The organism is Saccharopolyspora sp. NPDC049426, assembly GCF_040676935.1.
Classification (GTDB): domain Bacteria; phylum Actinomycetota; class Actinomycetes; order Mycobacteriales; family Pseudonocardiaceae; genus Saccharopolyspora.
This window is the reverse complement of the sequence record NZ_JBFAPZ010000007.1, coordinates 79,101-100,689: the sequence shown is the minus strand read 5'-3', so window position 1 is coordinate 100,689 and position 21,589 is coordinate 79,101. Positions and strand designations below refer to the sequence as shown.

The 21,589-nt window shown below is 70.7% G+C and carries 22 protein-coding genes; 11 read left to right on the top strand and 11 right to left on the bottom strand.

Annotation, left to right across the window (positions count from 1 at the left end; all coding sequences use genetic code 11):
- Positions 1-143: 143 nt before the first annotated feature.
- From AB0J78_RS16825 to AB0J78_RS16800, 6 genes are all read left to right on the top strand, one after another.
- Complete coding sequence (locus tag AB0J78_RS16825; protein WP_363789864.1) at positions 144-428, top strand: hypothetical protein; 285 nt, start codon at positions 144-146, stop codon at positions 426-428.
- A gap of 395 nt (positions 429-823) precedes the next feature.
- Positions 824-2,083 (top strand): M20 family metallopeptidase, encoded by a 1,260-nt coding sequence (locus AB0J78_RS16820; RefSeq protein WP_363789862.1) that lies wholly within the window; start codon positions 824-826, stop codon positions 2,081-2,083.
- Positions 2,084-2,226: 143 nt separating this feature from the next.
- A complete protein-coding gene (locus AB0J78_RS16815) occupies positions 2,227-3,456 on the top strand; it encodes a M20 family metallopeptidase (RefSeq protein WP_363790429.1) in 1,230 nt (409 codons plus the stop codon).
- Between the two features lie 84 nt (positions 3,457-3,540).
- The gene (locus AB0J78_RS16810; protein WP_363789860.1) at positions 3,541-4,152 is read left to right on the top strand and encodes a hypothetical protein; all 612 of its coding nucleotides are present in this window, start codon (positions 3,541-3,543) and stop codon (positions 4,150-4,152) included.
- A 145-nt stretch (positions 4,153-4,297) separates the two neighbouring features.
- A complete protein-coding gene (locus AB0J78_RS16805) occupies positions 4,298-4,999 on the top strand; it encodes an HAD family hydrolase (protein ID WP_363789858.1) in 702 nt (233 codons plus the stop codon).
- Positions 4,996-6,351 carry an FGGY family carbohydrate kinase gene (locus tag AB0J78_RS16800; protein ID WP_363789856.1) on the top strand — a complete coding sequence of 452 codons (1,356 nt, stop codon included), beginning with the start codon at positions 4,996-4,998 and terminating at the stop codon, positions 6,349-6,351. Before AB0J78_RS16805 ends, AB0J78_RS16800 begins: the two co-directional genes overlap by 4 nt.
- On the opposite strand, the gene AB0J78_RS16795 is transcribed toward AB0J78_RS16800, so the two are convergent.
- Positions 6,348-6,818, bottom strand: a complete 471-nt coding sequence (locus tag AB0J78_RS16795) for a gamma-glutamylcyclotransferase (protein WP_093413862.1) — start codon at positions 6,816-6,818, stop codon at positions 6,348-6,350. The two genes, AB0J78_RS16800 and AB0J78_RS16795, sit on opposite strands and share 4 nt — an antisense overlap.
- Before the next feature lie 291 nt (positions 6,819-7,109).
- Between AB0J78_RS16795 and AB0J78_RS16790 the strand changes: the two genes are divergently transcribed.
- The 3 genes from AB0J78_RS16790 to AB0J78_RS16780 all read left to right on the top strand — a co-directional run bounded on the left by AB0J78_RS16790 (position 7,110) and on the right by AB0J78_RS16780 (position 10,303).
- Complete coding sequence (locus tag AB0J78_RS16790) at positions 7,110-8,513, top strand: NAD(P)H-quinone dehydrogenase (RefSeq protein WP_363789850.1); 1,404 nt, start codon at positions 7,110-7,112, stop codon at positions 8,511-8,513.
- A gap of 31 nt (positions 8,514-8,544) precedes the next feature.
- Positions 8,545-8,934, top strand: a complete 390-nt coding sequence (locus tag AB0J78_RS16785) for a DUF393 domain-containing protein (protein ID WP_363789848.1) — start codon at positions 8,545-8,547, stop codon at positions 8,932-8,934.
- Positions 8,935-9,112: 178 nt separating this feature from the next.
- A complete protein-coding gene (locus AB0J78_RS16780) occupies positions 9,113-10,303 on the top strand; it encodes a macrolide family glycosyltransferase (RefSeq protein WP_363789845.1) in 1,191 nt (396 codons plus the stop codon).
- A gap of 113 nt (positions 10,304-10,416) precedes the next feature.
- Here the strand turns inward: AB0J78_RS16780 and glpK are convergent, their stop codons facing one another.
- Positions 10,417-11,919: a glycerol kinase GlpK gene (gene glpK / locus AB0J78_RS16775; RefSeq protein WP_363789843.1), complete on the bottom strand. Its 1,503-nt coding sequence runs from the start codon at positions 11,917-11,919 to the stop codon at positions 10,417-10,419.
- 22 nt (positions 11,920-11,941) lie between these two features.
- Positions 11,942-12,694, bottom strand: coding sequence for an MIP/aquaporin family protein (locus AB0J78_RS16770; RefSeq protein ID WP_363789841.1), 753 nt, complete (start codon positions 12,692-12,694; stop codon positions 11,942-11,944).
- A 405-nt stretch (positions 12,695-13,099) separates the two neighbouring features.
- On the opposite strand from AB0J78_RS16770, the gene AB0J78_RS16765 reads away from it, so the two are divergent.
- Both AB0J78_RS16765 and glpD read left to right on the top strand, forming a co-directional pair.
- Complete coding sequence (locus AB0J78_RS16765) at positions 13,100-13,927, top strand: DeoR/GlpR family DNA-binding transcription regulator (protein ID WP_363789839.1); 828 nt, start codon at positions 13,100-13,102, stop codon at positions 13,925-13,927.
- 91 nt (positions 13,928-14,018) lie between these two features.
- Positions 14,019-15,767 carry a glycerol-3-phosphate dehydrogenase gene (glpD, locus tag AB0J78_RS16760; protein ID WP_363789837.1) on the top strand — a complete coding sequence of 583 codons (1,749 nt, stop codon included), beginning with the start codon at positions 14,019-14,021 and terminating at the stop codon, positions 15,765-15,767.
- Positions 15,768-15,955: 188 nt separating this feature from the next.
- Here the strand turns inward: glpD and AB0J78_RS16755 are convergent, their stop codons facing one another.
- From AB0J78_RS16755 to AB0J78_RS16720, 8 genes are all read right to left on the bottom strand, one after another.
- Complete coding sequence (locus AB0J78_RS16755; RefSeq protein ID WP_363789834.1) at positions 15,956-16,762, bottom strand: ESX secretion-associated protein EspG; 807 nt, start codon at positions 16,760-16,762, stop codon at positions 15,956-15,958.
- A complete protein-coding gene (locus AB0J78_RS16750; protein ID WP_363789832.1) occupies positions 16,759-17,616 on the bottom strand; it encodes a PPE domain-containing protein in 858 nt (285 codons plus the stop codon). The genes AB0J78_RS16755 and AB0J78_RS16750 overlap by 4 nt, the downstream gene beginning before the upstream one ends.
- Before the next feature lie 6 nt (positions 17,617-17,622).
- Positions 17,623-17,973, bottom strand: a complete 351-nt coding sequence (locus tag AB0J78_RS16745; protein ID WP_132686579.1) for a hypothetical protein — start codon at positions 17,971-17,973, stop codon at positions 17,623-17,625.
- Between the two features lie 94 nt (positions 17,974-18,067).
- Positions 18,068-18,742 (bottom strand): DUF3558 domain-containing protein, encoded by a 675-nt coding sequence (locus AB0J78_RS16740; RefSeq protein WP_363789830.1) that lies wholly within the window; start codon positions 18,740-18,742, stop codon positions 18,068-18,070.
- 44 nt (positions 18,743-18,786) lie between these two features.
- Complete coding sequence (locus tag AB0J78_RS16735; protein WP_363789828.1) at positions 18,787-19,158, bottom strand: DUF1707 domain-containing protein; 372 nt, start codon at positions 19,156-19,158, stop codon at positions 18,787-18,789.
- Positions 19,159-19,252: 94 nt separating this feature from the next.
- A complete protein-coding gene (locus tag AB0J78_RS16730; protein WP_363789826.1) occupies positions 19,253-20,584 on the bottom strand; it encodes a dicarboxylate/amino acid:cation symporter in 1,332 nt (443 codons plus the stop codon).
- A gap of 120 nt (positions 20,585-20,704) precedes the next feature.
- Entirely contained in the window at positions 20,705-20,785 is an 81-nt protein-coding gene (locus tag AB0J78_RS16725; RefSeq protein ID WP_363790427.1) for a putative leader peptide, read from the bottom strand.
- Between the two features lie 160 nt (positions 20,786-20,945).
- Positions 20,946-21,572, bottom strand: coding sequence for a nucleoside triphosphate pyrophosphatase (locus tag AB0J78_RS16720; protein WP_363789824.1), 627 nt, complete (start codon positions 21,570-21,572; stop codon positions 20,946-20,948).
- Positions 21,573-21,589 lie beyond the last annotated feature (17 nt).

Genomic DNA, 21,589 nt, shown 5'->3' with positions numbered 1-21,589 from the left:
GGGGGGAGTCGACCTCGTTCGCTCGCGGCACGTGTTCGATATGATCGACTCCGACCGGAACGGGTGACCCCTGGACGGGGGTCGCAGAAACACGACCCGGATGTGTCGGTGATCCGGCGCGACGCGAAGGATGTGGAGCCATCATGTGGCGGATCGGCCGCCTGCTCGCGGGACTTGCGATCGCGTTATCCCTGCTGCTCACACCATGGGCGGCGGCCAGTCCGGCGCCCGTCAGGGCCGAGGTGGTCCAGGTCGCCGTCGTGGCCCAGCCGCCGGCGCCGGGGTCGCCCGCGCCCGAGCGCGAGACGCAGGCCGAGCGCAACCAGCGCACCGCGATGGGGGTCGCCGGTGTGATGCTGATCGGGCTCGTGCTTCTTTCCCGCAAGATCAGGAAGAAGCCGGTGCTGTTCTTCGAGAAGAAGAAGTAGGTATTCCTAGAAAACAGACCGCGACGTAGGTTTTCGCTATTTCTTCACTACCAATTTCCGCCATGGACTAGACCTGACGGCGAACCTGTGGGATTTTCACACCTGATCGTGCGTGTGGAGTCATTCCGCACGTTTCCTGGGTGAGTAACCCATCGAGACGTGGGTCGGCGCCGGGAAGCCCCCCGACCGGTGCCGGCCCACACCCATTCCCGGCCCTGCGCCGGGAATGTCCGGCTCGGCCCGTGGAATTGCGTGGAATTCAACAAAGGTGTGAATTCCCTCTTTTCTGCCCAGCTGAAGTCTCGCCACCCGTTCGGCGCAGCTGGGCTACCGGTGGACGCCACGTAGCGTGCTCGTCCCGCGCAGCTGATCCAGCTGATGCAGGATGAACGCACATGCGTACCACCCCGCCCGAAGATCAGCCCGCGCCCGGAGGCCGAACCGCGCTGCGCGACCGCTGCCGCGACGTCGTGCGCAGGAACGGGGCGGCGCTGACCGGGCTGTCCCGCAGCATCCACGCCGAACCGGAGACGGCCTTCGCCGAGCACCGCAGCGCCGCCAAGGTCGCAGCGCTGCTCGCCGAGCACGGCTTCGCCGTCCAGGCCCCGGTCGCCGACCTGGACACCGCGCTGGTCGCCGAGCGCGGCAGCGGTGACCTCGTCGTCGGCATCTGCGCCGAGTACGACGCGTTGCCGCAGGTCGGACATGCCTGCGGGCACAACGTCATCGCCGCCTCCGCCGTGGGCGCCGCGCTCGCGCTGGCCGAGATCGCCGACGAAGCCGGACTCACCGTCAAGGTGTTCGGCACACCGGCCGAGGAAACCGGCGGCGGCAAGGTCGTGATGCTGGAGGCGGGCCTGTTCGACGACGTCGCCCTGGCGATGATGGTGCACCCCGGGCCCGAGGACATCTGCCTGCCGAGCTCGCTGGCCATCACCGACCTGGAGGTCCGCTACACCGGCCGCGCCGCGCACGCCGCGGCCGCGCCCGACCTCGGCATCAACGCCGCCGACGCGCTCACCGTCGCGCAGGTGGCCATCGGACTCCTGCGGCAGCACCTGGAGCCGCAGCAGATGGTGCACGGTATCGTCACGGAGGGTGGCGCGGCGCCGAACATCGTGCCCGCGCGCACCGCGGCGGTCTACAACCTGCGTGCTGCCGAAGCGCGCTCGCTGCAGCGCCTGGAGAACCGCATCCGGGCCTGCTTCGAAGCGGGTGCGACGGCGACCGGGTGTTCTCACGAGATCGTGCAGATCTCGCCGGTCTACGCGGAGCTCGCCTGCGACCAGTGGTTGTCGGAGGCGTACCGTCGCGCGATCACCGATCTCGGGCGTGAACCGCTCGATCGGAGCACCGAGCGGGGCCGGGTCATCGGCAGCACCGACATGGGCAACGTGACCAGGGCCTTGCCCGCGATCCACCCGATGATCGCGGTGGAATGCGGGGACGCGGTCAACCACCAGGCGGAGTTCGCCGCGGCCTGCGCCACTCCCTCGGCGGACCTCGCGGTCCTCGACGGGGCGGTGGCGATGGCCTGGACCGCGCTCGCGGCCGTGCTCGACGGCACGCAGTGCGAACGGCTGCTCGCCGGTGTCGCCGACCGCGCTGGAAAAGGTTCGACCGAACAGTTCTGCACGTCGGGAGGCGTGGCGTGACCGTGGTGGATTCTCGTGGCCCTGACCCGGGCCAGCGCCCGAACCGTGACGGTTCGGCGGTGACGGACGACGAGTGGGCCGTCGCCCAGGCGACGACGCTGGTGGCTGAGCCGATCGGCGCGACCGAAAGCACGATTGCGGACATGGATTCCCGCTTCGGATCCAGTGTGGAGTCCGTCGTGCCCGACATCGGTGCGGGTCGCGGACCGTCCTGGCTGGACGCCTGGCTGAACGCGAACGCGCGTCGCGTGGTCGCCTGGCGCCGTCACATCCACGCCCACCCGGAGCTCTCCCGCGCCGAGCACCGCACCACGGCGTTCCTCGCCGACCAGCTCGGCCGGATCGGCCTGACGCCCCGGCTGCTCCCCGTCGGAACCGGCCTGACCTGCGACATCGAGGGCACGGGCCCCGGTCCCACGATCGCGCTGCGCGCCGACATCGACGCGCTGCCGCTGACCGAGGCCACCGGCCTGCCGTACTCCTCCACAGTGGATGGTGCCTCGCACGCGTGCGGCCACGACGCGCACACCACCGTCGCGCTCGGCGCCGCGATGGCCCTGGCCACCGCCCCCGACCTGCCCGGACGCGTGCGGATGATCTTCCAGCCCGCCGAGGAGGTCATGCCCGGCGGCGCGCTGGACGTGCTGGCCAGCGGCGCTCTCGACGACGTCGACCGGATCTTCGGCCTGCACTGCGACCCGCGCCTGCCCGCGGGCAGCGTCGGAACCCGCGTCGGGCCGATCACCTCCGCCACCGACCTGCTGGAACTGCGGCTGACCTCGCCAGGCGGGCACACCTCGCGGCCCCACCTGACCGCCGACCTGGTGCACGCCCTGGGCAGCGTGATCACCGGTCTGCCCGCGCTGCTGTCCCGCCGCGTCGACCCGCGCACCGGGACCGTGCTGACCTGGGGAGCGGTGCACGCCGGCGAGGCGCCCAACGCCATCCCGCAGGACGGGGTGCTCACCGGCACCCTGCGCACCGCCGACCGGGACACCTGGGCGAAGCTGGAACCGCTCGTCCACGAGCTTGCGCAGAGCCTGCTCTCGCCGCTCGGGGTCGGCTTCGACCTGCGGCACCGCCGCGGCGTCCCACCGGTGGTCAACGAGCGGGACTGCACCGAGCTGATGCGGGCCGGGATCACCGCCGCGCTGGGGGAGCAGGCGCACGCCGACACCCCGCAGTCCTCGGGCGGCGAGGACTTCGGCTGGTACCTGGAGCACATCCCCGGTTCGTTCGCCCGCCTGGGCGTGCACTCGGGCAGCGGTCGGATCAAGGACCTGCACCAGCCGACCTTCACCCTCGACGAGCGGGCGCTGCTGGTCGGCATCCGCACGATGGTCCACACAGCGCTGCTGAGCCTGCGGAGCTGACGGAGCGGGCCGCGGAATTCGCCTGATCGAGGTGTATCCGGGCTCGGGATGTATCTGTGGGCGGGGTTCGCGCCTCTTCTCAGCATGAGGACGAACATCGACCGCCCGCAGTCCCTGCCCGCACCCGGCCCGCAGACCCCTCGGCACTGGCACGGGGCCTTGCCGCGCCACGAGGCCGAGCGCCTGCTCGGCGCCGCCGACCTCGCCGAGGCGTTGGAGGCCGGTGAGTGGGTCCAGCCATGGCCGGGTGTGGTGCTGCCGGCCGCGCTCCTGCGCGATCCGACCGCCAGAGCCGCCGCCGCGCTGCTGCGCGCAGGTGATCAAGGGGTGATCTCCGGACCGACGGCCGTGGCCATGCACGGCTGCGGCCCGGTCGAGGACGCCGTGCACGTGACCGTGCCCTACGACCGGGACCTGCGGTCGCAGGGCGATCTGGTCGTGCACCACGCCTGGTTCCGCGAGACCGAGGTGATCGAGCTCGACGGTCTCCGCGTCCAGGCACTGGACGTCGCGCTGGCGGACGTGCTGTGCTCCGGTCCGCAACGTCGCGCGCTGGACTGCCTGGAACGCGCCCTGGGACGGCTCGGCTCGGGTGCCGAGCACTTCCGCGCGCTGATCGGGGAGCGGCTGGCCCGCCGCCGGGACCGGCGCGGCACCCGGCGGGCCTGGGCGTTGCTGGAGCTGGCGTGGGCGTGATCGGGTGCGGCGTTCGCGAGGGCCGCACCCTCAGCGCACTGGTAGTTATCACATAAAATACTGTTAATTCTGTCGCTCCTGGTGTTATTTTGGGGCTGCAGGGAGCCACCTCGGTCCCGTTGGACCGCGAGCGAAAGGACCGGACGTGCCGGCCGATCCCACAACCGGAGCCGAACCGATCGACCTCGTGCTGCTCGACGTGGGCGGCCCCGTCTACGACGACACCGCGTACCGCGACGCACTGCTGCGCGCCACCCGCGAGCTCGCGGCCGAGGAGGGCGACGAGGTCTCCGAGACCGAGTTCCTGCGCCTCTACGACGAGCGCAGGCAGGCCCAAGGCGGCTCGCTGCGCACGGCGGTGGCGCAGCGCTTCCTCACCGTGCAGGATCGGCAGCGGCTGTCGGACCTGGCGGAGAGCTACTGGGAGTACCCGCCGGAAGCCCTCCACGACGACGTCCTGCCCGCCCTGCGCCTGATCGGCGAGCGCTACCGGATCGCCGTGGTCGCCAACCAGCGATCCGTCGTCGTCGACGCGCTGCGCCGGGACGGCGTCGCCGAGCACATCGACGTCTGGGCCATCTCGGAGACCGTCGGCGCGGAGAAGCCCGACCCGCGGATCTTCCAGCACGCCCTCGACGAGGCCGGTGTGCCGGCGTTCCGCGCGGTGCACGTCGGCAACCGCCTCGACACCGACGTCCGCGGTGCCCAGCGCATGGGGCTGCGCACGGTGTGGGTGCTGCGCGGCGAAGCGCCGCCCGCGCCGACGCCCGAGCAGCTCGCCGAACCGGACATCGCCGTGCACTCGCTGGCGGAACTGCCAGGAGCGCTGGAGAAGCTCGCGTCATGAACGGCGAGCTCGTCGCCGGTGTGGACATCGCCACGGCCACCGTCCGGGTGCAGGTCCACGACCCGGCGGGCGCGCTGCTGGCCCAGGCCTCGCGGTCGTTGCCGACGCCCGTGCGCTCGCCCGGCGGGCGTTCGGAGCAGGACGCCCTGTCGTGGTGGCCCGCCGCGCGCGACTGCCTGGCCGAGTGCACCGACCTGCTGGGCGCGCGCAGCGCCGGGATCACCGCGCTGGCGATCTCGGCCACCTCGGGCACGGTCGTCGCCGTCGACGCCGGCGGCGAGCCGGTCGGCCCGGCGCTGATGTACGACGACCGGCGCGCCCGGGTCGCCTGGCTGGCCGACAACCTCCCGGCGGGCGCCGAGCAGATCTGCCACACGCCCGAGGTGATCGCCCGGCGGCTCGTCGGGCACCCGGTCGCCACCGACACCAGCCACGCGCTCAAGAGCGGTTACGACGCGGCGGCCGGAGAGTGGGCAGCGGGCGTTCCCGCCGCGCTGCTGCCGCAGGTCGTGCGGCCCACGGCCGTGCTCGGCCACGTGGGGCGCGAGGCCGCGGAGCTCACCGGGCTGCCGGTGGGCTGCGAGGTCCGCGCTGGCATGACCGACGGTTGCGCCGGGCAGCTGGCGACGGGCGCCGTCGACGCCGGGCAGTTCGTGACCGTGCTGGGCACGACGCTGGTGATCAAGGGCGTGTCGGAGAAGCTGGTGCACGACCCGACCGGAGTGGTCTACAGCCACCTGCACCCCGAAGGCAGGTGGCTGCCCGGCGGGGCCGCCAACATCGGCGGCTCGGCGCTGTCCGATGTGGACCCGGCTGAACTGCCCGAACTGGACTCGGCGGCCATCGCGAACGGACCCGCGAGCGTGCTCAACTACCCGCTGCGCGGGCGGGGCGAGCGGTTCCCGTTCCAGGCGCCCGAAGCCGAGGCGTTCCTCCTCGGCACACCGCGGAACCGCGCCGAGGAGCATCGCTCGCGCCTGGAGGGCATCGCCTTCTGCGAACGCCTCGCGCTGGAACGCCTGGCCACGCTGGGCGCGGTGGCCGAAGGGCCGGTGCGCACGGCGGGCGGCGGCGCGCGGAGCACGGCCTGGTGCCGCGTCCGAGCTTCGGTCCTGGACCGGCCGGTGCTGCGCGTGCTCGGTGCCGGAACTGCTCTGGGCGCGGCGCTGCTGGCGGCCACCGGTTCGATCCACCCGGACCTGAGCGCGGCGGCGGCCGCGATGGGTCCGGCAGGCGAGCTCGTCGAGCCGGACCGGGCGGAAGTGGCCGCGCTCGACTCGGCTTACGAGCGGTTCGCGGCGGAACTCCGCGAGCGCGGCTGGCTCCAGGACCCGCCGGCAGGACCGCTCTAGAGCTCGCGGGGAGAGCCGGGGCCCACGTTGTGGCAGGGGCGTTTCCGGAGCTTCTCGACGTAGTCCTCGGGGGCTCCGGCGGCTTCCGCCGCGTCGGCCATCACGCCGAGGTAGCGGGCCGAAGGCAGTCCGCCCTCGTAGGCGTCGAGCACGTACAGCCATGCGAGCACGGGGCCGTCGAGCGTCTGCACCATCAGCCGGAGCTTCTTGTGCATCCCGAGCTCGGCGCCCTCCCAGTTGTCCAGGTTCTTCTCGTCTTCCGGGCTCACGTCGTAGAGCACCGTGAAGACCTGCGAACCGGGCTGCTCGACGATGGTCGCGAGGGCGCCTTCCCAGCCGTAGTCCTCGCCGCCGAAGGTCAGCCGCCAGTCCATCAGCCAGCCGCTTCCCGCCAGCGGGGAATGCGGGGCGCGCTTCAACATCTGGGCAGGATCCATGTTGGATCCGTACGCGGCGTACAGAGGCACGCCCCACAGGGTAGCGATCCGTTGGCGGAAAAGCGGACCGGAGGGCAGCACGAATGTGGGTTTCTCGGTCATCCGGTTCTGGCCGGGGCCCGAGAACCCGCGCACCGGCGACGATCACAGGCGGTGTCGGCGGCCCGGAGTGGTCTTCGCCACGATCACCCATCCCGGGCGGTACCACCCGGTTTGCCCGGACTCGTCGCGGCGTACCGTGAGTCCGGCGCCCATCGGTGTAATCGGTGACCATCGGCAACGGGGTGCCCTTCGGCCAGGTGGACTCAGGAGGAGCGCGAAGTGACCCGCATCGTGATCATGGGCGGCGGACCGGCGGGCTACGAGGCGGCCTTGGTCGCCGCTTCCAACGGAGCGGACGTCACGCTCGTCGAGCCGGAAGGTCTCGGCGGGGCCTGCGTGCTCTACGACTGCGTTCCTTCGAAGACCTTCATCGCCTCCGCAGGGGCTCGTTCCTCCTTCCGCGACGCCGAAGAGCTCGGCATCCGGACCTCCTCCCACGAAGCCGACGTCGAGGTCGCCGTCGTGCACGGCCGGGTCAAGGGCCTGGCTCTCGCGCAGTCGGCCGACATCCGCTCCCGGGTGCGCCGCGAAGGCGTCAAGATCATCCCGGGTCGTGCGCGCTTCACCGACCCGACGCCGGGCATGGCCGTGCACCAGATCGGCGTGGACCGCGCCGACGGCACCTACGAAGAGCTCACCGCCGACGTCGTGCTGATCGCCACCGGCGCCACGCCCCGCATTCTCAAGGGTGCCGAGCCCGACGGTGAGCGGATCCTGACCTGGCGCCAGCTCTTCGACCTGCCGGAACTGCCCGAGCACCTGGCCGTCATCGGCTCCGGCGTCACCGGTGTGGAGTTCGCCTCCGCCTACACCGAGATGGGCGTCAAGGTCTCCATGATCTCCAGCCGCGACCGCGTGCTGCCGCACGAGGACGCCGACGCCGCGGCCGTGCTCGAAGAGGTGTTCGCCGAGCGTGGCACCGAGGTCGTCAAGCACGCCCGCGCCGAGTCGGTGGAGCGCACCGAGAAGGGCGTGGTCATCCACCTCGCCGACGGCCGGAAGGTCGAGGCCAGCCACGCGCTGATGACGGTGGGCTCGGTGCCCAACACCAGCGACATCGGCCTGGAGAAGGTCGGCATCGAGACCGGTCGGGGCGGCTACGTCGAGGTCGACCGCGTGTCGCGGACCGGCGCCCCGGGCATCTACGCCGCCGGTGACTGCACCGGTCTGCTGCTGCTGGCCTCCGTCGCCGGCATGCAGGGCCGCATCGCGATGTGGCACGCGCTGGGCGAGGGCGTCACGCCGATCAAGCTGAAGACGGTGGCGGCCAACGTCTTCACCCACCCCGAGATCGCCACGGTCGGCATCAGCCAGCAGGCCATCGACAGCGGCGAGGTCCCCGCGCGGACCGTGATGATGCCGCTGGCCACCAACCCGCGCGCCAAGATGGAAGGCCTGCGGCGCGGTTTCCTCAAGGTCTTCTGCCGCCCGCAGACGGGTGTGGTCGTGGGTGGCGTCGTGGTGTCGCCGAACGCCAGCGAGCTGATCCTGCCGATCGCGCTCGCGGTGCAGAACCAGGTGACGGTGGACAACCTGGCCAACACCTTCTCGGTGTACCCGTCGCTGTCGGGTTCGCTCACCGAAGCCGGGCGCCTGCTGATGCGCCACGACGACCTGGACTGACGAAGGGCCTCCTGTGAGGGAGGATGGCGGCGTGGCCGAACGTCCGGTGCTGATCTACGACGGCGACTGCGGGTTCTGCACCCGCAGCGTCCGCCTCGCCGTGCGCCTGCCGGTGCGCATGCGGGTCCAGCCCTGGCAGGAAGCCGATCTCGCGGCGCTGAACATCACCGAAGACCGAGCCGCTCACGAGGTCCTCTGGATCGACCGCTCCGGCCGGGTTTTCGGCGGCGCCGCAGCGGTGGCAGAACTCCTCAGGGCCAGCCGCGCCCCCTGGCCCCTGCTGGGTGGGCTCATGTCGGCTTCGCTGCTGCGCACCCTCGCCGAACGCCTCTACCGCTGGGTCGCCGACCACCGCCACCGCCTGCCCGGCGCCACCCCGGCCTGCCAGCTCCCGCCCGAACAACGCCCCCAGCGCGACTGACCCCCGGGAAAATCGCGCGACACGCCTCGGGGCTCCGAGCTAATCTCGGCTCGTGCAGTGGCAGTTCTACCTCTGATCAAGCCCGCCTGAAGCGGCCTCACCGCGCGCGGATCTCCGCAGCGCGGTCATCCACCGTTCCCGCTCGACTTCCGGGCGTCTTGATCAGGAGTTCCCACTCATGTCTCAGAACCTCCACCGCACCAGGCGGCGGGCGCACGTCCTTTTCGTGTCCATCCCCGCTCACGGTCACATCAATCCCGGTCTCGGCCTGGTCGCCGAGCTGACCGGGCGCGGACACCGCGTCAGCTACGCGACCACCGACGAGTTCACCGCGCAGGTCACCGACAGCGGCGCCGAACCGGTCCGCTACGACTCCCTGCTGCCCGGCACCGCCGGAGCTCAGCGGTCGGAGTGGCCGGACGACGAGCTCACCGCGCAGCGCCTGTTCCTCGACGAGACCGATCTCGTGCTGCCGCAGCTGGAGCGGGCGCTGGCCGATGATCGACCGGAGGTGATCGTCTACGACGTCGCCGCCTTCGCCGGGCTGGTGCTGGCCGAGAAGTGGCGGATCCCGCGCATCCAGCTGTCCCCGACGTACGTCTTCTCCCCGGGTATCGAGCAGGTGTTGGGCGTGGCGGAGGACACGGCGGGCAAGCGCGAGGTGCGGGACCGCTACGACCGGTACTTCGCCGCGCAGGGCGTCGGCCTGGCCTTCCAGGCCATCGCGGTGCCGCGACGGGCCATCGTGACGATTCCGCGCGGGTTCCAGTACTTCGGGGACGAGGTCGAGGACTCCTTCGAGTTCGTCGGCCCGATGCTCTCGGAACGCGCGTTCCAGGGGGACTGGAGCCCACCCGACGACCGCCCGGTCCTGGTCATCTCGCTGGGCTCGGCCTACAACGACCGCCGCGACTTCTACCGCAGGTGCCTGGAGGCGTTCGGCGGGATGGACCGGCACGTGGTGCTGTCGGTCGGTCGCGGCATCGATCCGGCCGAGCTGGGCGAAGCACCGGAGAACTTCGAGATCCACCAGTGGATCCCGCAGCTGAAGGTGCTCTCGCACGCGGACGCGTTCCTCACCCACGCGGGCATGGGCGGGGTGATGGAAGGACTGCACCACGGCGTGCCGCTGATCGCGGCACCGCAGGCGGCCGAGCAGTTCGCCAACGCCGATCGCGTCGAGCAGCTGTCCCTCGGCGTCCAGGTCGATTCCGGCGCGGTTTCTCCCGAACAACTCCGAGAAGCCCTGGTGGAGGTCACCACGAACCCGGAGATCCGGCGCAGCACGGCGAGGATGCGGCGGGAGATCGAGGAGTCCGGCGGCCGGGACCGAGCCGCCGACGCGGTCGAGTCGCTGCTCGAAACCTGACGTGCGAACGGCGGTTCGCTCGGCTCCGGACGTCCGGAACCGAGCGAACCGCCGTCGGCGTCGGTGAGGCGATCATGCGCGGTCGCCTCACCCGAGGGTGCGGAGCCCTGGCGTCACTCGACCCAGTCGAAGGTCTTGGTGACCGCCTTCTGCCAGTTGGCGTACTGCTTCTCGCGGAGCTCCTCCGTCATCGACGGGTCCCACTGCTTGTCCTTGGCCCAGTTGCTGCGGATGTCGGCTTCGCTCTCCCAGAAGCCGACCGCGAGGCCGGCCGCGTAGGCGGCGCCGAGCGCGGTGGTCTCGTTGACCTTCGGCCGGATCACCGGAACGCCCAGGATGTCGGCCTGGAACTGCATCAGCAGCTCGTTGACGACCATGCCGCCGTCGACCTTCAGCGACTTCAGCGGGACACCGGAGTCGGCGTTCATCGCCTCGATGACCTCGCGGGTCTGGAAGGCCGTGGCCTCCAGCACCGCTCGGGCGAGGTGACCGCGGTTGACGTACCGGGTGAGCCCGACGATCGCGCCGCGGGCGTCCGAGCGCCAGTGCGGCGCGAACAGACCGGAGAAGGCGGGCACGAAGTACGCGCCGCCGTTGTCGTCCACGCTGGACGCGACCTGCTCGATCTCCGGAGCGCTGCCGATCATGCCGAGGTTGTCCCGCAGCCACTGCACCAGCGAACCGGTGACCGCGATCGAGCCCTCCAGGCAGTAGATCGTGTCGTTGTCGCCGATCTTGTAGCCGACCGTGGTCAGCAGGCCGTTCTGGCTGATGACGCGCTCGGTCCCGGTGTTGAGCAGGACGAAGTTGCCGGTGCCGTAGGTGTTCTTGGCCTCACCGGGAGACAGGCACGCCTGCCCGAAGGTGGCGGCCTGCTGATCGCCGAGGATCCCGGCGATCGGGATCCCGGCGAACACACCGCGCTCGCGGAACTGCCCGTAGACCTCCGAGGAGGAGCGGATTTCCGGCAGCATCGACATCGGCACGCCGATCTCGGCGCAGATGTCCGGATCCCACTGCAGGGTCTCCAGATCCATCAGCAGCGTGCGCGAGGCGTTGGTCGGGTCGGTGACGTGAAGTCCACCGTCCGGGCCACCGGTGCAGTTCCACAGCACCCAGGTGTCCATGTTGCCGAACAGCAGCTCGCCCTTCTCGGCGCGCTCCCGGATGCCCTCGACGTTGTCCAGCAGCCACTTCACCTTCGGGCCGGAGAAGTAGGTCGCCAGCGGCAGACCGGTCTTCGCCTGGAAGCGGTTCTGCCCCTCCTTCGCGCCCAGTCGGCTGACGATCTCGTCGGTGCGGGTGTCCTGCCAGACGATGGCGTTGTAGACCGGCTTTCCGGTCGCCTTCTCCCAGACCACCGTGGTCTCACGCTGGTTGGTGATGCCGCAGGCGGCGATGTCGGAGGAGACCAGGTCTGCCTTGGCCAGGGCGCCCGCGCACACCTGGCGGACGTTGTTCCAGATCTCGACCGGGTCGTGCTCGACCCAGCCTGCCTTGGGGAACAGCTGGCGGTGCTCCTTCTGGTTGACCGCGACCACCCTGCCGGAGTGGTCGAAGATCATGCACCGCGAGGACGTGGTCCCCTGGTCAATGGCGGCGATGTACGAGGCCATTGTTCAAACCTTCCTTGTCCGGTCAGCTGCTGATGGGCAGAGCGAGGGCCAGCAAACCCGCCAGCGCGCCACCGATGATCGGTCCGGCGATCGGGACCCACGAGTAGCCCCACTCCGCCGAACCCTTGCCGCGAATGGGCAGGATCGCGTACGCGATGCGCGGACCCAGGTCACGCGCCGGGTTGATGGCGTACCCGGTGGGTCCGCCGAGCGAGTTGCCGATGCCGATCACGATGAAGGCGACCGCCGCGTAGCCGAGCGCGGCGTTGCCGAAGTCCGGAACTCCCGGGGTGTCACCGGCGCTGGCCGGCGGGTTGGTGATGACCCAGAACACCAGCACGAAGGTGCCGATGATCTCGGTGATCAGGTTCCACGGAGCGTTCGGGACCGTCGGTCCGGTGCAGAAGATCCCCCGGGTGTTGGCGGGCTCCTCCGTCGTGTCGAACTGCAACTTGTAGGCCGCCCAGCACAGGACCGCACCCAGTACGGCACCGATCATCTGAGCGATGATGTAGACGGGGACCTGCGACCACGGGGTGTCCCCGTAGATCGCCAGTCCGATGGTGACCGCGGGGTTGATGTGCGCCCCGGCAGGTTCGGCGATGCTGGCGCCGGCGAAAACCGCGAAGCCCCAGCCGAAGTTCACCAGCAGCCATCCGCCGCCGACTCCGAGGCTTCTGCTCAGCGTCACGTTCGCCACGACGCCGCAGCCCATGAGCGTCAGTATCGCCGTCCCGAGCAGCTCCCAGAGGAATACCTCGCCAAGACTGGTCATACTCCCGTTCCCCTCGTGATGCCGCCGTTGGCACAGGCGGGTGTTCGGTGTCTGTCCGACATGGAGCGAGTCGGGACGGTACTGCCGCATGGCAACACGTGTCCATGAGTGCCGCCAGTCGTGCGCAGCACGTTCGTCTGTACCGCCTAATCCCGGAGCTCGCCCGGTGGTAGCGCGGAGTCGAAGATCCCCGGTGCCGGGCTCCCGGTGTGGGGACACCGGCGTCCGGCACGCCTGGACCGAGTGATCGGCCCCGGCTACCGGACGACACTTTAATCACAAACTCCGTGTGAAAAGAAGCGTTGCGGACTGGTTGAGATGGTGTTTTTATCGAGTTGTACGGTGAGCTTGCGGTGACGGAGGTGATCCGGCCGCAGTCAGCGCCACTCGGAGCGAGGAGCCGCCATGTCCGGCCGACGACCGTCCGGCAAGCAGCAGGACCGGCGCCGCAAGATCACCGAACTGGTGATGGCGGAGGGCACCCTGCGCATCGACGACCTGGTCGCGACCATCGGGGCCAGCGCCATGACCGTGTACCGGGATCTCGCCGACCTGGAATCGCAAGGGCTGGTGCACCGCAACAGGGGCAACGTCTCGGCCGCCTCGTCGCTGCTCTACGAAGCGGCTTCGGAATACCGGTTGCAGCAGAACCAGCCCGAAAAGGAGGAACTTGCCCGCGCCGCCGCCGAGCTCATCGAGCCCGGGCAGGCGCTGGTGCTCGACGACTCCACCACCGGCGTGCACCTGGCGCGGCTGCTGCCCGAACGCGCCCCGCTGACGGTCGTCACCAACCACCGCGGCGTTTTCGACGAGCTCGCCGCCGCCCCCGGGATCAGCTTGATCTGCGTCGGCGGCGACTACCTGCCGTGGGCGGACGCGTTCGTCGGTGGCATGGCGCTGGACTCGCTGCGCAACCTCCGCGTCGACCTGGCGATCATGTCGGTGTCGGCGGTGACCGACGGCATCGGCTGCTACCCGCAGCAGGAGATGGTGCAGATCAAGAAGGCGATGCTGGCCGCGGCTCAGCGCACAGTGCTCTACGTTGACCACACGAAGTTCCACCGGCGCGCGCTGCACGCGGTCGCGCCCGTCGAGGACTTCGACATCGTCATCGTGGATTCGAAAACCCCCGGCCACCAGATCGAAGTGCTGCGCGAGCGGGGAGCGCTCGTCGAACAGGCGACCCCAGCGGGACGCGCTGCGCCAGGCACGGACAGTGCTGGTCGGGCATGATGACCACCGTGGTGCGCCACCTGCGCGCAGGTCCGGTTCCGCGTCAGCGGTGGGTTTAACGGTGGGACGCGATCAAAGCGAGGAGGACGCGGTGTCCAAGTCCAAGGACAAGACCGAGACCGGAAACCGGCTGAAGGGCTCGTTGGGACCCACCGAGCGGGCCGAGAACTGGAAGCGGCTCGAACGCGACGAGTTCGACGTCGTGGTGATCGGCGGCGGCGTCACCGGCGCCGGCGCGGCGCTGGACGCCGCGACCCGGGGACTCCGGGTCGCGCTGGTGGAGGCCCGCGACCTGGCGGCCGGGACCTCCAGCCGTTCCAGCAAGCTGTTCCACGGCGGACTCCGCTACCTGGAGCAGCTGGAGTTCTCCCTGGTCCGCGAGGCCCTGCGGGAACGCGAGCTGATGCTGACCAGGCTCGCGCCGCACCTGGTCAAGCCCGTCCCGTTCCTGTACCCGCTGACGCGCCGCTTCTGGGAACGCCCCTACACGGCGGCCGGTCTGCTCATGTACGACACGATGGGCGGTGCCCGCTCGGTGCCGGGGCAGAAGCACCTCAGCCGCGCCGGTGCGCTGCGGATGGTTCCCGCGCTCAAGCGCAGCGCGATGATCGGCGGCATCCGCTACTACGACGCGCAGGCCGACGACGCCCGGCACACCATGACCGTCGCCCGCACGGCCGCGCGCTACGGCGCCGTGGTCATGACCTCCACGCAGGTCACCGGCTTCCTGCGGGAGGCCGACCGGATCGCGGGCGTCAAGGTGCGCGACGTGGAGACCGCGGAAGAGATCGAGGTCCGCGCCCACGCGGTGATCAACGCGACCGGTGTGTGGACCGACGAGCTGCAGAAGCTCTCCGGGGGTCGCGGGCGGTTCCGCGTCCGCTCCAGCAAGGGCGTGCACATCGTCGTCCCGCGCGACCGGATCGTCGCCGAGACCGGCATGATCCTGCGCACCGAGAAGTCCGTGCTGTTCGTCATCCCGTGGGGCAACCACTGGATCATCGGCACCACCGACACCGACTGGCACCTCGACCTCGCGCACCCGTCGGCGACCAAGGCCGACATCGACTACCTGCTCGAACACGTGAACTCGGTGCTGGCGACCCCGTTGACGCACGACGACATCGAGGGCGTCTACGCCGGTCTGCGGCCGCTGCTGGCGGGCGAGAGCGAGGAGAGCTCCAAGCTCTCCCGCGAACACGCGGTCGCGCGGGTGGCCCCGGGGCTGGTGGCCATCGCCGGTGGCAAGTACACGACCTACCGGGTCATGGCCGCCGACGCGGTCGACGCAGTCTCGCCCGACGTCCCCGGCCGGATGGCCTCGTCGATCACCGACCAGGTTCCGCTGATCGGCGCCGACGGTTACCACGCGCTGGTCAACCAGGCCGATCAGCTGGCCAGCGCGCACGGCCTGCACCCGTACCGGATCCGGCACCTGCTGGACCGCTACGGCTCGGAGATCCACGAGGTGCTCGCGGTCTCCGAGGAGCGACCCGACCTGCTCAAGCCGGTCCCGGCCGCCCCGAACTACCTCCAGGCGGAGATCGTCTACGCGTGCAGCCACGAAGGCGCGATGCACCTGGAGGACGTGCTCACCCGGCGCACCCGCATCTCCATCGAGTACCCGCACCGGGGCGTGGACTGCGCTGACGCCGTGGCACGGCTGATGGCGGCCGAGCTCGGCTGGGACGAGGAGACCATCACCCGCGAGGTCGCGGTCTACACCCAGCGGGTCGAAGCCGAACGCGACTCGCAGAGCGAACCCAGCGACCAAGCGGCCGACGCCAAGCGCTCCGCGGCCCCGGAAGCCAGGATCAGCCTCCTGGAACCGGTGGTCTGACACGCGCTCGATGGCCCGTCCTCGGACGGGGCCATCGTCATGAGACCGCGCCGACGAGCCCGGCACGCTTCCGGTCGAACGCGCGCCGAGGTGCGCCTCCGCCAGCAGGATTCGAATTTCGCGCGAAATTCGAATGGTGATGCGGGGGCGAGGTCCTCGCCGTGCCGGGGCGGTGGCCGTGGTGAGCGCTACTGCCGGGGTGCGGCGGTCACCTCGTTGAGCAGTTCTTCCACGTGGCCTGCCAGGCGGCGGTTGTCCGCCGGGGCGATCGTGCTCCAGGCCTCCCCGGACGGGGACGTGGTGCGGAGCTGCGCGTAGCGGCCGAGGGCGGAGTCGAAGAACCCGACGACGCGCTCGGCCCTCTCGCGCCTGCCGTACCGGACTCGCGCGGCCGCGCCGAACTGCCCCTGTGCCACGGCTCCGGCGACCATCTCGCCCAAGACCTCGGCGTCGTCGGGGCGAACACCGCGTCGTTGCAGCGCGGAGGCGAGCTGCTCGGTCTTGTCACCCACCTCGTGGGCGGCGGCGTCGAGGACGTCGCTGGGCACCGACACCGACCGGCCCGGACCGGGAGGCAGCTCCGGCAGCGGCGAGATCGCCGCGCGCGGAAGCCCCGCGGCCGAAACAGCGGAAAAGCTCAGGTGATCGCCGTCCTTGACCACGAGAACTGCGCGCTCGCCGTCCTTCTCGGCCGCGGCCAGCACCCGAACGCTGCGCTGCAACCAGCTCCGCCCGTCGACCTCGCGGCCGGGTTCGGCGACGAGCCGCAGCATCCACGCCAGGTCGGCGTCGAGCTCACCACCGCTGATCAGGCCGCGATTCGACATCGCGCGCCACGCGGAGGCGACCAGCTTCGCGCGTTCGGCGTGGGTGCGTCCCGGCGACGGGACCTTGAGGACCAGCGGGACGCCGTCGAGCTCCAGGTGCTCGGCCAGGACGTCGAATTCCAGCGCCGAGAGGCTGATCAACCTCTCGGCGCGTGCGGTGGTGTTCATCGACCGGGCTCGCCGCCGATCACCGGGCGCGAACCCGTCTGCTGCTCGCCGAAGAACCCGCCGTCACCCAGCTTCTCGGTGACCTCGCGCTGGACGGCCTCGTCGCGGCTGCCCTTGGCGCGCTTGCCCGACGCCCGCCCGGCGGCGGAACCGGCGGCCCGGCCCGAACGTCGACCGTCCTGCTTGGCACCGGGCGCGGTGGTGCCCGAACCGGTCCTGCCGGTCGGCGCACCGGTGCTCGGCGCGGCGACGGTCGGACCCCAGCTGATCGTCACCTGCGGTGATCCACCCGGCGCCCTGGACCCGCCCGCGGCCGGGGCGTCCACGACGACCTGCGGGGGTGGGGCGAACGAGGCCAGCGAAGTCGTGTTGGCCTGCGTGGACGCCTCGTAGGTGCGCATCACGTCGAACGCGCGCTGCTCAGCGGCGTGCTGCCGGGCCTCCTGGACCTCGTAGTCGGTCTGCCCGCCGAACAGGTGCGTGAGCGCGGTCGCCGCGGTTCCCGGGTCTTCGCTGGTCGCCTGCACCGGCGGTGGCATGTCCCTGCGGGCCTTGCTGATGAACTCCGCCTGCTGCTCGGCGCGCTCGCGCATGACTGTGCTCGCCTGCTGCGCCAGCACCGCCCACTCGCCCAGCGGGCGAAGCCCGGCGTTGGCGTTGTCGGCCGCTGAGCCCTGCCAGCCGCTCTTCGCGGCGGCGACCGCGGCGGCCAGACCGCCGTCGATCTCGCCCAGCGCGCGGGTCAGCTCGGTCCAGCGGCGCACGCTGTCGGTCGAGCCGTGCGCACCCGGGCCCTCGTTGATCTGCGCGTGCAGCTCGGCGTGCTGGTATCCCTGCCATCGGTGGTCACCCATCGCGGATCAGCAACCCCCGCCCAGACCGGCCGCGCTGTCGTGGTCGATCTGCTCGTACTCGCGGCCGGCCTGCTGCAACGACTCCGCGGCGGCCTGCAGCTGGTCGCGGTAACCGCACAGCGCGGTCAGCGCGTCCTCACCGCCGCCCACCGATCGCTCGTTGAACAGCTCGGCCGCGTCCGCGCTGACCGGGTCACCGGCCCACGGACGGATGCGGAGCTCGGTGATGGCGTGCTCGATCTGCAGCCCGACGGCGTCCAGGGACTCCTGCAGCGAGTTGACCAGACGCGGGATCGCGGTGGGCTCGACCTGCATCGAACCACCGGAACCCGCGCCGTACGGCTCGGTTAGCGGCACGTCGCCCCCTCCCACAGGTGAAACGTCCGCCGGACACTGTATCCGCGATCTGTAACGCTGTGGAGTCCTCCATACGCGGGGAGTGGCGTGGACCTCAGGGCGTTGACTCGGACGGCAGCTGCGTCGGGGCCTCCGAGCTGGAGGTTCCCGAGGCCGGTGGGTGGGCCAGCGTCCGCACCGCCTCTTCGGCGACCCGCTGAGCACCGGAGCACAGCTGGTCCACCGGCGGCGGTGGCTGCCCCCCGTCGTCGCGGTAGAGGACGTCGAGGTGCTGCCCCTCGGCCACGTCGACCGCCACGTTGCACGACAGGTCGAGTCCCGGGGTCTTGATCACCAGCGCAGGGAACTGCTGCACGAGGATCGGCGTGGCCTCGACCTGCGCGGTGTCATCGGTCCACACCCGCATGCCCTCGGTGGTGATCAGCGCCAGGCGGGCGCCGACCTTGGCGGTGGTGTTGCGGTAGCTGCAGGTGGCGGCGTTGCCGAAGCCTGCGTCGGAGTCCGGCTGCGGTTCGCGGTCGAAACCGAGCTGGTTGCGCTGGTCGGCGGTGAGCAGCTCGCACGGGTCGACGCCGTCCAGGCCGAGGTCGAACGGCCTCGGCGGCAGCGACGGCGGTGCGCTGCTGACCGGTGCCGGTGGTGGCGGTGGAGGCGGTGCGGTGCCTGCCGTGGGCGCCGACTGCCAGATGCCGCAACCGGTGAGGGTGAGCGCGCCGAGGCCGAGCAACGCGCTGAGACGTCGCACCTCGGTGAACCGCGAGCTGTGCATGGGCCTCACCGTAACGAAACGTGGTCGAAGGTGACGGCAGGTCGTCACCTTCGTCGCCACACGAACCAGATGATCACCACGGTCGGCAGCAGCAGCATCAGCCCGATCGGTCTCGCGACCACCACGAGCGCGAGCAGCAGCGCCACCGCGCCGACGGCCAGAGCGATGTTTCCCACCGAGGGCGCGGGGCGTGTCGTGGCGGGTGCCAGCTCGCCGAACGGGCGAGGCCCGGGCAGGTCGTCGAAGAGCACGTCGAGCTCGGAGCCGAACCGCGCTCCGGCCGCCAGCTTGCTGCGCTCGTCGTACTCGGCGAGCTCCAGGCGCCCGGCGGAGAAGTGCTCGCCGAGCAGCCGGATGGCCCGCTCGCGCTCGGGGTCACCGATGCGCAGGTCTTTTCCCCGCCGGCCGCTGTCCACGCGGCCCATCCTACGGATGGGCCATCACCCGAACGAAGTGCCGAGGCGGGTTTTCCCGGCCCGGTGCGCGATCACGCGCACCGGGCCGGTCCGCTCACGCCGTGGCAGGTTCCCGGTCGCCGATCAGCGGGGGCGTGCTGGGGGCGTCCAGCACCTCGTCGTCGAGGACGTTCTCGCTGCGGGCCACGATCACCGGGACGGCGATCTGGCCGGCGACGTTGGTGGCGGTGCGCATCATGTCCATGATCGGGTCGACCGCGTAGGCGATGGCGATGCCGGTGGCCACGACCTCGGGCGGGAAGCCCAGCGCGCCGACGGTCAGCGTCAGCATCGTGAACCAGCCGGTCACGCCCGCGGTGGCGATCGAACCGAACACCGCGACCGCGATGATCGTCAGGTACTGCACCCAGCCCAGCTGGATGCCGAAGAGGTTGGCGATGAACAGCGAACCGATCGCCGGGTAGATCGCCGCGCAACCGTCCATCTTGGTGGTGCTGGCCAGCGGGACCGCGAAGCTCGCGTAGGAGGGCGGAACGCCGAGGTTCTCCGCGGCCTGGCGGGTCATCGGGAGGCTCGCGCCGGAGGAGCGGGAGGCGAAGGCGAACTGCAGGACCGTCCACGACTTGGCGAAGAAGCGGGCCGGGCTGACCTTGGCCACCAGCCCCAGCAGCAGCGGGTACACGGCGAACAGCACCAGCAGGCACGCCACGTAGGTGGAGCCGATGAGCTTGACCAGCGGCAGGAAGAACTCGTTGCCGTAGGTGGCCACGGCGTTGCCGATCAGGCCGAGGGTGCCCAGCGGGGCCAGCCGGATGATCCAGCCCAGCACGCGCTGGATGACCTCGAAGGCCGCCTTGTTGAAGTTCACGAACGGCGCGGCCTTGTCGCCGAGGCTGTAGGTGGCCGCGCCGATGATCAGCGACACGAACACGACCTGCAGGGTCTCGCCCTCGGCGAAGGCGCTGATCAGGTTGTCCGGCACCAGGCCGTTGAGCAGGTCCAGCCAGGAGCCCTGCGTCTTCTCGCCGATCGCCTGCAGCTTCGCCGGATCCGGCTCGATGACCAGGCCGCGACCGGGCTGGAACAGCCGGCCGACGACCAGGCCGATCACCACGGCGATCAACGAGGTGATGGCGAACCACAGCGCTGTCTTGCCGCCCAGCCGGGCCGCGGTCCGGCCGCCGCCGAGCGAGCGGAGGCTGTTGATGCCCACCACGATCGCCGTGAAGATCAGCGGCAGCACGGTGAAGCTGAGCAGCTTGGTGAACGTGCTGCCGATGGTGTCCAGCGCGGTGACCAGCCATTCGGCGCCGGTCTGCTTGGCGACCCAGCCGAGCAGGGCGCCGAGCACCAGCGAGGCGAGCACTGCGACGGCGAACAACTTCGGGTTGAAGCGCAGGCGGGACCGCCCGGCGGTTTCGGACACAGGGATCTCCTGAAGTCGTGAAGGGTTGATGCGGCGAAGGGCGCGGGTCAGCGCCGGAGCGCGGCGGAGCGCCGCGTGGGTGAGTGGCCGAGCGAGGGCTTCAGCTCGGGCCGGAGGAGATCAGCGACAGACGCAGCTGGCCTGCCGTCGAAGATCGACGTGCAGGCGCGAGGTCAACAGCCACGGTCGCAGAACAGGCATAGCGACCTCAATTAACCACCCGATCGAGCGATTAAGTCCCGAAGGTGGGGGAAATGTGCCCACGTTCACCCCGATGGCGGCCCGAGGCGACCGAATGCCCCGGTGTTCGGGTCGTCACGGCTCTGACGGAGCCCGGGATCAGGCGGTGAGGGACCTGGGGTCAGGAGGTGGGGGTGGTCCAGAGGTCGGTGATGCTGAGGCCCAGGTCGGCGAGGAGCCTGCGGGTGAGGGGGAGGCTGATGCCCAGGACGCTGGACGGGTCTCCGTCGACGCCCTCGATGAACCAGCCGCCGAAGCCCTCCAGGGTGAAACCGCCCGCGACGTTGAGGGGTTCGCCGGTGGCGATGTAGGCGTTGATCTCGTCTTCGGTGGGGGTTCCGAAGCGGACCGTCGTGCCCAGGTGGCCCGAGGTGCGCTCGGTGATCTGCCCGTCGCGCACCCGGATGATCGCGTGCCCGGTCAGGAGCTCGGCGCTGCTGCCGGAGTTCTGGGCCCAGCGCTTGGCGGCGACCTCCGGAGTGCCGGGCTTGCCGACGATCTCACCGTCGGCCAGCAGCAGCATCGAGTCGCATCCGACGATCACCGCGTCGGGCTCCGCGCACTCGCCGGCGACCGCCTCGGCCTTGGCCTTCGCCAGCGCGGTGACCAGCTCGGCCGGAGCCGGATCGGTCAGCGACGCGGCCACCGCGTCCTCGTCGACGCCCGAGACCTGCACGAGCGGTTCGATCCCGGCGGAGCGGAGCACGGAGAGGCGGGCGGGCGAGGCGGAGGCGAGGACGAAGCGCACGCGCCCGATGCTAGTGC